Annotated in this window: 12 protein-coding genes; 9 read left to right on the forward strand and 3 right to left on the reverse strand. The window is 69.8% G+C overall.

Translation table 11 applies throughout. The features are described from left to right. Positions 1 to 12 precede the first annotated feature (12 nt). Together ACIHFB_RS16235 and ACIHFB_RS16240 are read right to left on the reverse strand one after the other, a co-directional pair. The gene (locus ACIHFB_RS16235) at positions 13 to 1,377 is read right to left on the reverse strand and encodes a 6-phospho-beta-glucosidase (protein ID WP_400127087.1); all 1,365 of its coding nucleotides are present in this window, start codon (positions 1,375 to 1,377) and stop codon (positions 13 to 15) included. Beyond that, a complete protein-coding gene (locus tag ACIHFB_RS16240) occupies positions 1,374 to 2,138 on the reverse strand; it encodes a DeoR/GlpR family DNA-binding transcription regulator (RefSeq protein WP_400127088.1) in 765 nt (254 codons plus the stop codon). Before ACIHFB_RS16240 ends, ACIHFB_RS16235 begins: the two co-directional genes overlap by 4 nt. A gap of 150 nt (positions 2,139 to 2,288) precedes the next feature. Between ACIHFB_RS16240 and ACIHFB_RS16245 the strand changes: the two genes are divergently transcribed. The 9 genes from ACIHFB_RS16245 (at position 2,289) to ACIHFB_RS16285 (ending at position 14,693) form a co-directional block, all read left to right on the forward strand. Continuing rightward, positions 2,289 to 3,308 (forward strand): carbohydrate kinase family protein, encoded by a 1,020-nt coding sequence (locus ACIHFB_RS16245; RefSeq protein WP_365286677.1) that lies wholly within the window; start codon positions 2,289 to 2,291, stop codon positions 3,306 to 3,308. A 49-nt stretch (positions 3,309 to 3,357) separates the two neighbouring features. Next, the gene (locus tag ACIHFB_RS16250; RefSeq protein ID WP_365286675.1) at positions 3,358 to 4,644 is read left to right on the forward strand and encodes an extracellular solute-binding protein; all 1,287 of its coding nucleotides are present in this window, start codon (positions 3,358 to 3,360) and stop codon (positions 4,642 to 4,644) included. Beyond that, on the forward strand, positions 4,644 to 5,597 hold the full coding sequence (locus ACIHFB_RS16255; RefSeq protein ID WP_365286673.1) for a sugar ABC transporter permease: 954 nt from the start codon (positions 4,644 to 4,646) through the stop codon (positions 5,595 to 5,597). Before ACIHFB_RS16250 ends, ACIHFB_RS16255 begins: the two co-directional genes overlap by 1 nt. 16 nt (positions 5,598 to 5,613) lie before the next feature. Further along, entirely contained in the window at positions 5,614 to 6,453 is an 840-nt protein-coding gene (locus tag ACIHFB_RS16260) for a carbohydrate ABC transporter permease (RefSeq protein WP_365286671.1), read from the forward strand. Next, positions 6,450 to 9,368, forward strand: coding sequence for a glycoside hydrolase family 2 TIM barrel-domain containing protein (locus ACIHFB_RS16265; protein WP_400127089.1), 2,919 nt, complete (start codon positions 6,450 to 6,452; stop codon positions 9,366 to 9,368). The genes ACIHFB_RS16260 and ACIHFB_RS16265 overlap by 4 nt, the downstream gene beginning before the upstream one ends. An 85-nt stretch (positions 9,369 to 9,453) precedes the next feature. Next, entirely contained in the window at positions 9,454 to 11,292 is a 1,839-nt protein-coding gene (locus tag ACIHFB_RS16270) for a LamG-like jellyroll fold domain-containing protein (RefSeq protein WP_400127090.1), read from the forward strand. A 29-nt stretch (positions 11,293 to 11,321) separates the two neighbouring features. After that, on the forward strand, positions 11,322 to 12,989 hold the full coding sequence (locus ACIHFB_RS16275; protein ID WP_400127091.1) for a PHP domain-containing protein: 1,668 nt from the start codon (positions 11,322 to 11,324) through the stop codon (positions 12,987 to 12,989). Then, entirely contained in the window at positions 12,989 to 13,837 is an 849-nt protein-coding gene (locus ACIHFB_RS16280) for a hypothetical protein (RefSeq protein WP_400127092.1), read from the forward strand. The genes ACIHFB_RS16275 and ACIHFB_RS16280 overlap by 1 nt, the downstream gene beginning before the upstream one ends. A gap of 25 nt (positions 13,838 to 13,862) precedes the next feature. Then, complete coding sequence (locus ACIHFB_RS16285; protein WP_365286661.1) at positions 13,863 to 14,693, forward strand: PaaX family transcriptional regulator C-terminal domain-containing protein; 831 nt, start codon at positions 13,863 to 13,865, stop codon at positions 14,691 to 14,693. On the opposite strand, the gene ACIHFB_RS16290 is transcribed toward ACIHFB_RS16285, so the two are convergent. Continuing rightward, positions 14,684 to 15,139 carry a MaoC family dehydratase gene (locus tag ACIHFB_RS16290; protein WP_365286659.1) on the reverse strand — a complete coding sequence of 152 codons (456 nt, stop codon included), beginning with the start codon at positions 15,137 to 15,139 and terminating at the stop codon, positions 14,684 to 14,686. The genes ACIHFB_RS16285 and ACIHFB_RS16290 overlap by 10 nt on opposite strands. Positions 15,140 to 15,145 lie beyond the last annotated feature (6 nt).

Here is a 15,145-nt window from a genome sequence, read left to right on the forward strand (position 1 = left end):
GGGGGTAAGCGCTTACTTAAGGTATGCCAGACCGGGGTGGACCTCGGTGTATCCGTCGACCAGTCTGCGGGCGACGTTCACCGAGTCGACCAGCGGGTGCAGCGCGAAGGCCTTCACCGCCGTCGTACGGGATCCGGACTCGGCCGCGGCGAGGACCTCGCGTTCGACCGCCTTGACCGCGCACACCAGTCCGGTGGCGTGGTCGGGCAGCGGATCGACGGCGACGGGGTGGGCGCCGCCCGCGTCGACGAGGCACGGGACCTCGATGACGGCATCGTTGTCAAGGACGGAGAGGGCGTGCTGGTTGCGCACGTTGAGGATCAGGGTGGTGCGCTCGTCGCGGGCGATGGCCCGCATCAGGGCGAGGGCCACCTTCTCGTAGCCGCCGGAGAGGTCGTCGGCATCGCGCTCGCCGGCGCCCGCCGTCTCCCGGTTCTCCGCCATGTACGTCGCCTCGCGCTCGGCGCGGGTGCGGTCCCAGGCCAGGAGCGCAGCCGCACTCGGGGTGCGCATCTCCTCGTAGAACCGGGCCTGCTGGTCGCGCAGGAAGGCGCCGCGGGTCTGCTGGGCCTCCTGGTAGGCACGTACGGCTTCCCGGTTGAAGTAGTAGTAGTGCAGATACTCGTTCGGGATCGCGCCGAGCGACTGGAGCCAGTCGGGGCCGAAGAGCTTGCCCTCCTCGAAGGAGCCGAGCAGTTCGGGATCGGCGAGCAGACGCGGCAGCTCGTCGCGGCCGGCGACGCGCAGGCCGCGGACCCAGCCGAGGTGGTTGAGGCCGACGTAGTCGATCCACGCCTCGCGCGGGTTGGCGCCGAGCACCTTGGCGATACGGCGGCCGAGGCCGACCGGTGAGTCGCAGATGCCGATGACGCGGTTGCCGAGGTGGCGGGACATGGCCTCGGTGACCAGGCCGGCGGGGTTGGTGAAGTTGATGACCCAGGCGTCCGGCGCGAGACGGGCCACACGTTGCGCGATGTCGACGGCGACGGGCACCGTGCGCAGGCCGTAGGCGATGCCGCCCGCGCCGACCGTCTCCTGGCCGAGGACGCCCTGCGCCAGTGCCACGCGCTCGTCGTTCGCGCGTCCTTCCAGGCCGCCGACCCGGATCGCGGAGAACACGAAGTCGGCGCCGCGCAGCGCCTCGTCGAGGTCGGTGGTGGCGCTCACCTCGGGCGCTCCCCCGGCCTCCGGCCGGGAGGTGCCCCCAGGGACGCCCGCCGCCTGCTCGGCCAGGACGCGGGTCACGGCATCGAGCCGGCCGGCGTCCAGGTCGTGCAGCACGACCTGGGTCACCCGGCCCTCGCCCCGGTCCCCGAGGAGCGCCCCGTACACGAGCGGCACCCGGAATCCGCCGCCGCCCAGAATCGTCAGCTTCACGCTTGCACCTTTCCTGCCACGAGCACGTCGACGCCGGCCTCCTCCAGGGAGGCTCTGGTCGCCGTGTTCACGGGAGCGTTCGTCACCACCACGTCCAGGTCCTCGGGACCGCAGACCTTCGCCATGCCCGTACCCGGGAACTTCGCCGAGTCGGCGAGGAGGACGACCTTGTCACTGGCCTTGATCATGGCGCGCTTGACCGGCACCTCGACCACGGTCGTGTCCATCACCTGTCCGCCCGGGCGCACTCCGCTGGTGCCGAGGAAGAGCCAGTCGGCGTGCAGCTGGCGCAGATTGTCCTCGGTGAGGAAGCCGACCAGGGAGCGGTACTCGCGGCGGACCATGCCGCCGAGGAGGACCAGCTCGATGCCCTCGTCGTCGGCGAGCTCCTCGTAGACCACCAGGTTGCTGGTGATCACGGTGATCCGGCGGCCGTGCAGTTGGCGGGCCAGCCGGTAGGCGGTGGTGCCGATGTCGAGCAGCACCGACTGACCGTCTTTGATCAACTCCGCCGCGCGGGCCGCTATGCAGTCCTTTTCGGACACGCGCATCTCGGCGACCTCGGCGAAGGGCTGGTCGCCCTCCTCCGCCACAGCGCCGCCGTGCACCCGGGTGAGGAGGCCGTCCTCCTCCAGTTTCACCAGGTCACGCCGGACGGTGGCGGGGCTCACACCCAGCTGCTCCGAGAGATCGGTCACGGCCGCGGGCCCGCCGGAGCGCAGGGCCCGCAGGATGAGTTGATGTCGTCGCTCTGCCAGCACGCGATGAACAGTACTCGTCATCTTCAATCATTTCTATGCTCAGTTCTGCTGAGGTATTGACCAATGTCGCCGAGCAGCGCACGATTCCGGTCATCGAAAATGACGAGTTTTGACGAGCCCCCCACGAAGGCCCCACGAAGGGATGTGCGCGTGGACGACGACAGGCCCGATGTCCTGCTGACCGGGCTGCTCTTCTACGACCTCGTCCTCACGGGGCTCGGGAAGCCCCCGACGCCGGGTGAGGAGATCTGGACGTCCGGTATGGGCTCCGGTCCCGGCGGCATCGCGAACCTCGCGGTGGCCGCGTCCCGCTTCGGCCTGCGGACCTCCCTGGCCACGGTCTTCGGCGACGACTTCTACGGTGCGCACTGCCGTGAGGTCCTCGCCGGCCAGGAGGGCGTCGACCTCTCGCTCTCCCGCACCGCGGACGGCTGGCACACCCCGGTCACCGTCTCCATCGCCCACGGTCACGACCGTGCCCTGGTCACCCACGGCCAGGAACCGCCGTACTCGCAGGACACGCTGATGGGCGACCCGCCCGAGGCGCGCACCGCCCTCGTGCACATCGAGGCCGAGCCCCGCGAATGGCTCGGCAAGGCGGCCGCGAACGGCACGCAGATCTACGCGGACGTCGGCTGGGACCCCACCCAGCAGTGGTCCACCGACCTCCTCGACCAGCTCGCCCTGTGCCACGCCTTCCTGCCCAACGAGACCGAGGCGATGGCCTACACCCGCACCGACAGCGCGGTCGCGGCGCTCGGCACACTCACCGAACTGGTGCCGGTCGCCGTGGTCACCCGCGGCGGCGACGGCGCGATCGCCGCCGACCAGACCACGGGCGAGTACGCGGAGGTACCCGCCCTCGACATCGATGTCCTGGACGCGACGGGCGCCGGGGACGTGTTCGGCGCGAGCTTCGTCGCCGCCTCGCTCGGCGGCTGGCCGCTGGTGGAGCGGCTGAAGTTCGCGGTGCTGGCGTCCGGTCTGTCCGTACGGCACCACACCGGAGCCCTGGCCGCCCCCGGCTGGTACGGCATCCACCAGTGGTGGCAGACCCTCGAGGACCCCGAACTGCGGCGCTCCTACGGCTTCCTGGCCGACCGGATGCCGCGGGACCCGGGGCCGCCGGTCCGGTACGCACCGCTGACTCCCCCGAACACCCCCCAGTGATCCCCCTGGCACACGAAGATCCATAAAGATCCGAAAGGCGGTGGGAGCTGTGCGGCTCTCACGAAGAGGCCTGCTGCGCGCGGGCCTGGCCGGTACGGCCGCCACGGCACTCGGCGGCCTGGCGACCGGCTGTGCCGTTCCGACCGGGTCCACCGGCCGGAACATGGTCCTGTGGTACTGGGACGGCGGCCTCGGCGACACGGTCCTGGAGAAGGCCAGGGCCCGCTACGGCGGCTCGGTCGACCTCCAGGCCATCAAGATCGGCGGCTACTACCGGTCCAAGCTGATCACCACGATGACCGGCCGCGCCCACGTCCCCGACATCGCGGGCCTCAAGGGCGAGGACATGGCGTCCTACCTGCCCAACGCGGACCAGTTCGTGGACCTGAGGACGCTGGGCGCGGAGAAGTACAGGAGCCAGTACCTGGCGTGGAAGTGGGACCAGGGCATCGCCGACGACGGCACGATGGTCGGCTTCCCGATCGACTGCGGGCCGGTCGCGCACTTCTACCAGTACGAGGTGTTCCGCAAGGCGGGACTGCCGTACGAACCGGCCGACGTCTCCGAGGAGTTGAACACCTGGGAGAAGTACTTCGCGGCGGGCGAGCAGCTCAGGAAGCGGATCCCGGGGACCTCGCTGCTCACCGACGTCAACAGCGTCTTCGAGAACGCGGTGCAGCAGGGCAGCAAGCGCTACGTCGACAAGGACCGCCACTTCATCGGCGACCAGGAGCATGTGCGGCATGCCTGGGCGCTCGCGGTGGAGGCCAAGCGGCGCGGGATCGTCTCGAAGCTCGTCACCGGAACCCCGGACCAGATCTCCGCGGTCGACACCGGCAAGCTCCCCAGCCAGCTCGGCGCCTCCTGGGCGACGTACGACATCAAGAACGGCAATCCGAAGACCAAGGGCAAGTGGCGGATCGCCGACATGCCCGTGCGGCCCGCCAACAACGGCGGTTCGTTCCTGTCGATCACCAAGGCGTGCCGGGAGCCCGAGCGGGCCTTCGAGATCATCGCCTGGATGCTCAACGCGGCCAACCAGGCCTCGGGTTACGTCGACGCGGGCCTGTTCCCCTCCACACCCGCCTCTTACGGCCTGAAGCAGCTTCAGGAACCGGACGACTTCTTCGGCGGCCAGGTGACCACGGATGTCTTCGGGCCCGCCGCGCAGAAGATCGTGGTGGCCTACAACAGCCCGTTCGACGTGGCGCTCGGGCAGCCCATCAAGGACGAGATCAAGAACGTCGGCGTCCTCGGCAAGGACCCGGACAACGCCTGGAGTGACGCCATGAGCAAGTGCCGGCGTATCGCGAAGCACCTGGGGGTGAGCTACTGATGGCCGTCATCGAGCAGACCCCGCCCGCCGTGGCCCAGCCCTCCCCCACCCGGCCGAAGAGCGCCTTCCGCAAGTACTGGCACCTCTACGCCGCGATCTCCCCCTTCTATCTGCTCTTCCTCGCCTTCGGCCTGATCCCGGTCGGCTTCTCGTTCTACCTGTCGTTCCACCGCTGGGACGGCCTCGGGTCGATGGAGTGGGCGGGCCTGTCCCAGTACCAGTACCTGCTGAGCGACAGCGACTTCTGGGACTCGATCGGGAACACGATCATCATCTGGGCGCTGGCCACCTTCCCCATGATCCTCCTGTCGATGGTGACGGCCGTGATGCTCAACTCGGCGGTCCGCTTCAAGAACGTCTACCGCTTCGCGTACTTCCTGCCGAACGTCACCTCGGTCGTGGCGATCGCGATCGTCTTCGGCTCGGTGTTCTCCACCAACTTCGGCCTGGTGAACGCCCTGTTGCAGGCGGTGGGCCTCGACCAGGTGGCCTGGCTGAACACACCGTGGGGCATCAAGGTCGCCATCGCGACACTGATGACCTGGCAGTGGACCGGCTACAACGCGATCATCTTCCTCGCGGGACTCCAGACCATCCCGAGCGAGCTGTACGAGGCCTCGCGGGTGGACGGCGCCGGTCCGGTGCAGACGTTCTTCCGGGTCACGCTGCCCTTGCTGCGGCCGACCCTTCTGTTCGTGCTGGTGATCTCGACGGTGACCGGACTCCAGAGCTTCACCGAGGCGCAGGTCCTGCTGCAGAACACCTCGAACGACTCGACGTTCTCCGGCGGCCCGGACCACGCGGGCCGGACGATGGTCCTCTACTTCTTCCAGCAGACCTTCGACAACAACGACTTCGGCTACGGCGCCGCCGTGGCGTGGGGCATCTTCCTCGTCGTCGTCATCTTCTCGATCATCAACTGGCGGCTGGTACAGCGCCGGGGCGAAGACTAAGGGGGGCCTGGACACCATGGCATCCATCAAGGGTTCCCGGCGCCGGGGCATCGCACTGCACGTGGTCCTGGTCCTCGGACTGCTCCTGTCGGCCTTCCCGTTCTACTGGGCCGTCATCATGTCGACGCACACGTCGAGCGAGATCTTCTCCTATCCGCCGAAGCTGCTGCCCGGCTCGCACTTCCTGGAGAACGCCCGCAGTCTGTTCGACAACATCGATTTCTTCGGCTCGATGTTCAACTCGCTGCTGGTGGCCTCGGCGGTGACCTTCCTGGTCCTGGTCTTCGACTCACTGGCCGCGTTCGTCTTCGCCAAGTTCCAGTTCCCGGGCCGGGGGCTGCTGTTCGGTCTGCTGATGCTGATCTTCATGGTGCCGACGCAGCTGGCGATCATCCCGCAGTTCGTGATGATGGCGAAGATCGGCTGGATCGGCTCCATGACCGCACTGATCGTCCCCGCGGCGGCCAACGCGTTCGGCATCTTCTGGATGCGCCAGTACATGAAGAGCGCCATCCACGACGAACTGCTGGACGCCTCGAAGCTGGACGGCGCGAACTTCCTGCGCCAGTACTGGCACGTGGCGCTCCCGGTCGTCCGCCCGGGCCTCGCCTTCCTCGGCATCTTCACCTTCATGGGCCAGTGGAACGACTACGCCTGGCCGCTGATCTCCCTCACCAACCCGGACAACGTGACCCTCCAGGTCGCCCTGTCCCAGCTCAACGGCACCCACGGCACCACCGACTACGGAATGGTCATGACCGGCGCGCTCCTCGCCCTGATTCCGCTGCTGATCGTCTTCGCCATCGGCGCCCGGCAGATCATCGGCGACCTCGCGAAGGGAGCCGTCCGCGGATGAACCCGCTGTTGGCGCTCCGCCCCTGGGAGGCACCCGAGGTGACCTCCTGGGGGCGGATACCGATGAACGCCGTGGACCGGCGCACCGGGGCGTTGTCGCTCGACGGCGACTGGCGGTTCCAGCTGCTGCCGACGCCCGACGCGCCGGTGAGCGACGTCTGGTCCTCGTCGTACGTCCCCGGCGCCTGGACCCTCCAGGACACCGACGACCTCCCCCGGTACACCAACGTCCGCATGCCGTTCCCCGAGTTCCCGCCCGCGTCGCCGTCCGAGAACCCGACGGGCGTGTACGAGCGTGAGGTGGACGTACCCGCCGAGTGGGCGGGCCGGCGGATCGTGCTCCAGGTCGGTGCGGCCGAGAGCGTGCTGCTGGTGCAGGTGGACGGGCGGCCGGTGGGGATCTCCAAGGACTCGCACCTGGCGGCCGAGTTCGACCTCACGGATCTCGTACGCCCCGGCTCCCCCGCGACCGTACGGCTCACCGTCGTCAAGTGGAGCGACGCCTCGCACCTCGAGGACCAGGACCAGTGGTGGCACGGCGGGATCACCCGGTCGGTGCTGCTGTACGCGACGGATCCGCTGTGTCTCGCGGACGTGACCGTGCGAGCGCGTGCCGACGGCGGGCTGCGGGTCGACTGTCAGGTGCGGGACGCGGGCGGTGCGCTGCCGGACGGCTGGTACGTCACCGGCGAACTGGACGGCGAATGCCTGGCGCAGGACGCCGAGTTCGACCGTGCCAACGCCGAGGACGAGCGCGTCTCCGACTTCCTCGGCGAGGCACGGATGCGCGCCGTGGTCCCCGGCGTCCGCACCTGGACCGCCGAGACGCCCGAGCTGTACGGCCTGACCGTCCGGCTGCACCGCGCCGACGGAACGGTCGCCGACACCTCGCGGCACCGCATCGGTTTCCGCGACGTGGAGATCGTCGGCCGGGACCTGCTGGTCAACGGCGAGCGGATCTACATCCGGGGCGTGAACCGGCATGACTTCCATCCGCTGACGGGCAGGACGGTGTCGTACGACGACATGCGCGCCGACCTCGTCCTGCTGAAGCGGTTCGGCTTCAACGCGATCCGCACCGCGCACTATCCGAACGACCCGGCGCTGTACGACCTCGCGGACGAGCTCGGTTTCTACGTCGTGGACGAGGCGGACATCGAGTCGCACGACCACGCCCATGAGATCGCCGACGACCCGCGTTGTCTGAACGCCTTCGTGGACCGGGTCTCGCGGATGGTGCTGAGGGACAAGAACCACCCGTCGGTGATCATCTGGTCGCTGGGCAACGAGTCCGACTACGGGGCGAACCACGACGCGGCGGCGGGCTGGGTGCGCCGGCACGATCCGACGCGGCCGATCCAGTACGAGGGGGCGGCCAAGCTCGACTGGGCGGCGACGGACGACGCCTCCGACATCGCCTGTCCCATGTACGCGCCGATCGAGGACTGTGTCGCGCACGCGCTCTCCGGGAAACAGACGCGGCCCCTGATCCAGTGCGAGTACTCGCACGCCATGGGCAACAGCAACGGCACGCTCGCCGACCACTGGGCCGCCATCGAGTCAACGCCGGGTCTTCAGGGTGGCTTCATCTGGGAGTACTGGGACCACGGCATTCTCCAGCGAGTGACTGACGGCAGACCTGCCGGGCGCTCGGGCGCCGGGCTGTACGACAACGGTGTCGCCGCGCCCGGCCATCGCTGGGCGTACGGCGGCGACTTCGGGGAGAAGATCCACGACGGCGCGTTCATCGCCGACGGGATCGTCTTCCCCGACGGCACGCCCAAGCCCGTGCTGTACGAGCACCGCGAGATCGCGGCGCCGGTGCGGCTGACGTGCTTTCGGCACGAGGGGCTCGTGGTCGAGAACCACCAGTGCTTCCGGGGGCTGGACTGGCTGTCCGCCCGGTGGGAGCTGGCCCTCTCCGACGGGCGGACGCTGACCGCTGAGGCCGAGCTGCCCGACCTGATCCCCGGGGAGACGGCGGCGGTGCCGCTCCCCTTCGAGCTGCCGGACAACGGCGGCGAGGCCTGGGTGACGCTCCGGGTGACCACCAAGGACGACGAGCCGTGGGGTCCGCGCGGCACCGAGGTGTGCGCGCCCCAACTGCGGCTGCGGGCGGCCCCCGCCCCGCGGAACACGACCGGCACGGGCCCGTCCGTCGAGGTCGACGCGGAAGGGCTCCTCGTCCATCCCCTTCTCACCGTCGCCCCCACGCTGTCGTTGTGGCGGGCACCGACCGACAACGACGAGATCGGCGGCATGGCGCTGCGCTGGCGGGCCTGGGGGCTGGACGCGCTCGTCCGCAAGGTCGTGTCGGTACGCGAGGACAGCGGACGGGTGACCGTGCACGCCGAGTACGCCGGCACGGTCGGCGTCGTCCGCCATGTGCAGGTGTTCACTCCCGTCGAGGGCGGCATCCGGGTCGAGGAGTCGGCCGAGCTGCCCGAGGACTTCGCGGACGTGGCCCGGGTGGGCACGGTGTTCGAGACGGTGCCCGGCCTCGACCTCCTGGAGTGGTTCGGACAGGGGCCCTGGGAGTCGTACCCGGACCGGAGTTCGGGTGCGCCGGTCGGTCATCACTCCGTGCCCGTGGACGACCTGTTCACCCCCTATCTGCGCCCCCAGGAGAGCGGCGGGCGGCACGGCGTACGGCACTTCACCCTGTCGGCGCCGGACGCCACCGGTCTCGCGGTACGGCTGGACGAGCCCCGGCAGGTCTCGGTGACCCGGTACCGCGCCGAGGACCTGACCGCCGCCGCGCACCATGACGAACTGGTCCCGCGACCGGGGTGCGTGGTGCACATCGACGCGGCGCACCGGGGGTTGGGCACCGCGTCGTGCGGCCCGGACACCTCGGCGCCGTACCTGATCCCGCCGGGTGTCCACCGCTGGAACTGGACCCTGCGCGCACTCTGAACCCTCCTTCACACGCTTCTCCGAACCCCCCTCACGCCGTTGTCCGAACCCGCCTTCACGCCCTTGTGCCTTCACTGGAGACGATGTGTGCACCTCGCACGAGCCCGGGCAGGAGTCCGCCTGCGCCCACGCCGGCAGACGCAACTTCCTCAGAGCCACCGCGCTGATCGGCGCCGCGGCCACCGCCGCCACCCTCCCGGCCGTCGCTGACGCAGCGGCGGTCGAGCAGCGTGTGCGGCCCGATACCGAGAGCCGTCGTTTCACGCTCGCCGTGATGCCCGACACGCAGTACCTCTTCGACGGGCCGAGCATCAACCCGGCGCCGATCAAGGCCTCTTTGCGCTATCTCCTGGAACACGGCCGGGAGGACAACATCGTCTTCCTCTCCCATCTGGGCGACCTGACGGAGAACGGCGCGAAGGCCGAATGCGACGCGATCGGCGAGGCCTTCGAGCTGCTGGACCGGCGCGGCGTCGGCTACAGCGTGCTGGCGGGCAACCACGACGTCCGTTCGTCCACGACCGACCAGCGCGGCTCGACGCCGTACCTGGACACCTTCGGCCCGGACCGCTTCCAGGGCAAGCCGACCTTCGGCGGTGCCTCGCCCGACGGCTACAACACCTTCCACGTCTTCAAGGCGGCCGGGCGCGAGTGGCTCGTCCTCGCCCTGGACTGGCGGCTGTCGGACCAGGGCTACGCGTGGGCGAGGAACGTCATCGCCCAGCACCCGGACACGCCCGTCGTCCTCACCACGCACGAGCTGGTCGTCGGCGACGACGCCCTCTCCACGTACGGGCAGCAGCTGTGGGACCAGCTGGTCAAGGACCACGACCAGATCTTCCTCACCCTGAACGGCCACTACTGGCCGGCCGCCCGTGCCGTCCGCAAGAACGCCGCGGGCCATGACGTACACCTGCACCTGACGAACTACCAGAACCGGTACTACGGCGGCGCGGCGATGATCCGCCTGTACCACTTCGACCTCGACCGGAACACGATCGACGTCGAGACGCTCTCGCCGTGGATCCTGGGCCGGGCGGGGAAGGGGCTGAACGAGCTGGAGCGGCAGGAGATGGAGCTGTCCGGCGACGCGGACCGGTTCTCCGTCGACCTCGACTTCGAGGAGCGGTTCGCCGGCTTCGCGCCGGTACCCGCGCGGCCGTCGCGGCCCGCCGACCGGATGCTGGTGCGTGGCACGGTCGCGTACTGGCGGTTCGACGGGCACGAGGAGGGGGCCGCGGCCGAGGGCACCGTGCGTGATCTGTCGGGGCGCGGCAACGACCTCACCGTGGTGAAGGTCGGGGACGGCTCGCTGAGCTGGTCGACGGCCCATCACCCCGACCAGCCGGGGCACGGCAGCCTGTACTTCCGGGGCGGCAAGCCGCCGTTGCAGGGCGCCTATCTCCGTACGGTCGACGGCGCTCCGCTCAACTCGGCCACGTTCAAGGCCGGTTACACCATCGAGGCGTTCTACTGGCTGCCCGCCGACTGGACCTCCTCGCGCAACGCCTGGGCCGGACTGGTCGGCCGCAGCGGCACCGGCGGGGCGGCGGGCAAGACCGACGGCGACCCGGACGAGCCGCTCGCCACGCTGTCCCTCTCCGACGGACCCGGCCCGCAGTGGGCCGTGCGCCCGCTCAACCAGCAGGGCATCGCCACCAACTGGGGCGACGAGACCGCGCGGGAGACGTGGTGGCACGTCGCCGTCGTCAACGACGGCAGGCACACCACGCTGTACGTCCAGGGCTGCCCGGTCGCCCGCAACCCGCACGCGTCCGCGATCGGCCTCACCTCGGTGGGCCTGCCGTGGCTGCTCGGCGGCTACGAGTACGCGGGGAAGATCGACCAGATCCTCTACGGCCGCCTCGGCGACGTACGGATCGTCGAACGCGCCCTGCCCGTCACGTCGTTCATGAACCACTGACTCCTTCGCTTGCTCCGAGAGGCATCCCCATGAACGACCAGCAGCTGCCCGCATGGGCCGACCCGTCCGTGTCCACGGAGGAACTCGACCCGCAGGGCCTGTCCCGGCGCGGACTCCTTGGCCGCGCGGGCCTGTTCGGCGCCGCCTTCGCCCTCGGCTCGGCCGCCGTGCCCGCGGCGGCTTCCTCGCGCGGCTTGGGCGGTGACGACCCGCGCCTCGGCTATCTCGTCGGCGACCACCACATCCACACCGTCTACAGCCACGACGCCAAGTACACGTTCTCCCAACTGGCCGCCGCGGGCGCGAAGTACGGCCTGGACTGGATGGTCTTCACCGAGCACTCCAACTTCGGGCACGCCCGGTACGGCGCCCCGCTGGAGCACGGGGAGATCCTCAAGGCCCGGGCCGAGAACCCTCGTCAGCTGATCTTCCAGGGTCTGGAGTGGTACATCCCGGCCGCCGAGCACTGCACGGTCTTCGCCGCGCCGGGCCCGCACGAGGTCGACCTGCTCACGAAGTTCGAGAGCGCCTACGACGGCAAGCTGCTCAACTACACCGAGGGCGCCCCGGGCGCCGCGGACACCGCCCGCAACGAGGCGCACGCCGTCAAGGCCATCCGGTGGCTGGCCGAGCAGCGCCGCACCGGCTACGTCGACGACGTGCTCGTGCTCGCCAACCACCCGCTGCGCCTGGGCATCGACTCCCCGCACGAGATGCGCAACTGGCGGGACGCCGCCCCCGAGATCATGATCGGCATGGAGGGCGCGCCCGGCGCCCAGGGTGCCGCCATCCCCGGCTGGCGCGGCCCGACCTCCATCCGCGGCGAGTACGAGAACAAGCCGTCGGCCCAGTCCTGGCCGGACTATCCGGCGGAGGGCTATCTCACCTACGGCGGTTTCGACTGGGCGACCGCGACCGTCGGCGGGCTGTGGGACGCGATGCTCTCCGAGGGCAAGCTGTTCTCGATCACCACCAACTCCGACGCGCACCGGATCGTCTTCGACACCTGGAAGAACGGCGACTGGCTGCCGGGCCAGACCTTCGACAACACCGGCCGCCTGCCCGACCCGGTGAACACCGACGCCCCGCAGCCCGGCAGCGACTTCTGGCCCGGCCAGTTCAGCCGCACCCATGTGGGCGTGACGCGCTACGGCTACCGCTCGGTGATGGCGGGCCTGCGCGCGGGCCGGGTCTGGCTGGACCACGGGCATCTGCTGGACGGGCTGGAGGTGCGGCTGAAGCGCGACTGCGACCACGGCCGGGGCGTCACGCTGGGCGGCAGACTGCGCGTCCGCAAGGGCGAACGGCTCACCCTCACCGTCACGGTGACCAGCGCCTCCCGCCCCAACCCGCAGGGAATCCTGCCCGAGTTGGCGCACGTCGACGTCATCCGGGGCACGGTGCACGGCCCGGCGGCCGACCGTGACGGCTGGCGGGCACCCGACACCGAGGTCGTGAGCACCAAGGACGTCAGCGGCCGCAAGGGGACGTACACCCTGCGCATCCCGCTCACCGCCGGCGACGAGTCGTTCTACGTCCGACTGCGCGGCAGCGACGGCAACCGTCACGGCGCCGGATACCTCGGCGCCGGGGTCGACCCGCACGGGCCGGTCCCCCACGAGCCCGGGAACGGTGACCCGTGGGCCGATACATGGTTCTATTCCAACCCGATGTTCGTCGACGTGAAGGGTGCCTGATGAAGCGTCAACTCGTGTGCCTGGCCGCCTTGTTCGGAGCGTTGGCGCTCGGCGCGGGGACGGCCTCGGCCGCCGGTGACCCGCGCTGGGAGGAGACCGGCACGGCGTACACCGACACCCTCGGCGGCGGGCAGGGCCTGGCGAGCCGGGCCGACGGCTCGCTGCTGTACCGGGGTCTGGCGGACATCCCGCTGGACCTGCGCTTCAAGGGCTGGAACCACATCGGCGACCCGGACATCGCGAAGGGCCACACCTTCGACGCCTACCAGGGCCCGGACAACGCGACCTCCAAGATGTTCGCGGTGACCACACCGGCCGGGCAGCGCTACGAGTACGTGCACCAGCTCAATCCGGGCGAGAAGCTGAACAACTCCTTCGCGACCGTCTCGCCCGACGGGCAGTGGCTGGTGTCGGGTGAGTGGGGCGACCAGAACAGGCTTCAGGTCTTCCCCGCTCCCCTGCTCAATCCGTCCACCCCCCAGACCGGCGGAGCCCTGCCGGAGGCCTGGCAGATCACCCTCGACAAGCCGGTGCGCGACATCCAGGGCTGCGACTTCGTCACGGACACCCGTCTGGTGTGCGCCTCGAACGACGCCACCGGAACCCTCTTCCCCGAGATCCGCCCCCTCCTCCAGGTCGACCTGGACCGCAAGCTGGACGGTCGGCCGATCACCGGGGCGGTCAAGAGCCTGTTCGCGCTGCCCCAGCGCAGCCTGTGCACCGGCACCTTCGAGACGGAGGGCATCGACTACGACGTGAACAGCGCCACCCTGCGCGCCCAGGTGATCCAGCCCGGCATCTGCGCGGTGTCGACGACCGTGTACTCGTACCAGCAGGTCACGGGCTGATCGAGTACGCGTTACCGTGGGCCGCGTGACCACCGAAGAGTCGCTGCGGCCCCAGTCCCTGATGCTGACGTTCCTGGGCGATCAGGTTCTCGGTCGTGATGTCTGCGTGTACTCGGGCAGCGTCATCGACGTCTTCGGCCGGGTCGGTGTCGGCGAGCAGGCGACCCGCTCGACGCTGACCCGGATGGTGAACCGCGGTCTGTTGCGCCGCCAGCGCGAGGGCCGCCGGATGTACTTCGGTCTGACCGGGCACTCGGCGGCCGTCCTGCGCGACGGCGAGCGGCGCATCTGGCAGACCGGTGCGGTCAACCGGCAGTGGGACGGCACCTGGACCCTGCTCGGCTTCTCCCTCCCCGAGTCCTGGCAGCGCCAGCGGCACGACCTGCGCTCGAAACTCACCTGGAGCGGCTTCGGCCCGCTGTTCAACGGCCTGTGGATCGCGCCCGGCCAGGTCGAGGTGTCGGAACTGGTCGCCGAGCTGGGCCTGGCCGCCCATGTGAAGGTCTTCCGTGCGCACGCCGACACCGGCATGGACATCGGCGCGATGATCGAGGAGACCTGGGAGCTGTCCGAACTGGCGGAACGGTACGAGGCGTTCGTACGGCGCTGGCAGCCGTGGGAGACGGACCTGCCGGACGCCGACGACGCCCTGGGGCTGCGGCTGCTGTTGCAGGCCGAGTGGCTGCGGATCATCCGCCGCGATCCCCGGCTGCCGGTCGGGCACCTGCCCGACGACTGGCCGGCCGAGCAGGCCGAGAAGACGTTCCGGAGGGTCCACGAGCGGCTCACCCCGCCGGCGCTGGACGCCTCGCGGCGCCTTCTCGACCTCGTGCCGGTACGCCCCGATCAGGCGTAGAACCTCGACAGGCTCTGCAACACCGCGGCGGGCTTGGCGCCGCCCTCGATCTCGATCGTGCCGTCGACGGTGATCTGGACCCCGCCCGGCACCTCCTCGACGTCCGTCAGCTTCCCGGCCAGCCGGATCTTCGAGCCGACCTTCACCGGCGAGGGGAAACGGACCTTGTTCAGGCCGTAGTTGACCTTCGTGGTGACGCCCCGGACATCCAGCAGCTCGGTGAAGAGCGGGATGAAGAGGGAGAGGGTGAGGTAGCCGTGGGCTATCGGGGCGCCGAAGGGGCCCTCGGCGGCCTTCACCGGGTCCACGTGGATCCACTGGTGGTCGCCCGTGGCGTCGGCGAAGGTGTCGATGCGCTCCTGGGTGACCTCGATCCATTCGCTGGTGCCCAGGTCGGTGCCCGCGAGCCTCTTCAGTTCGTCGAGGCCGTTGACGGTGACGCTCATGGATGC

The sequence above is a fragment of the Streptomyces sp. NPDC051963 genome (assembly GCF_044593495.1).
In the GTDB taxonomy this organism is placed as follows: domain Bacteria; phylum Actinomycetota; class Actinomycetes; order Streptomycetales; family Streptomycetaceae; genus Streptomyces.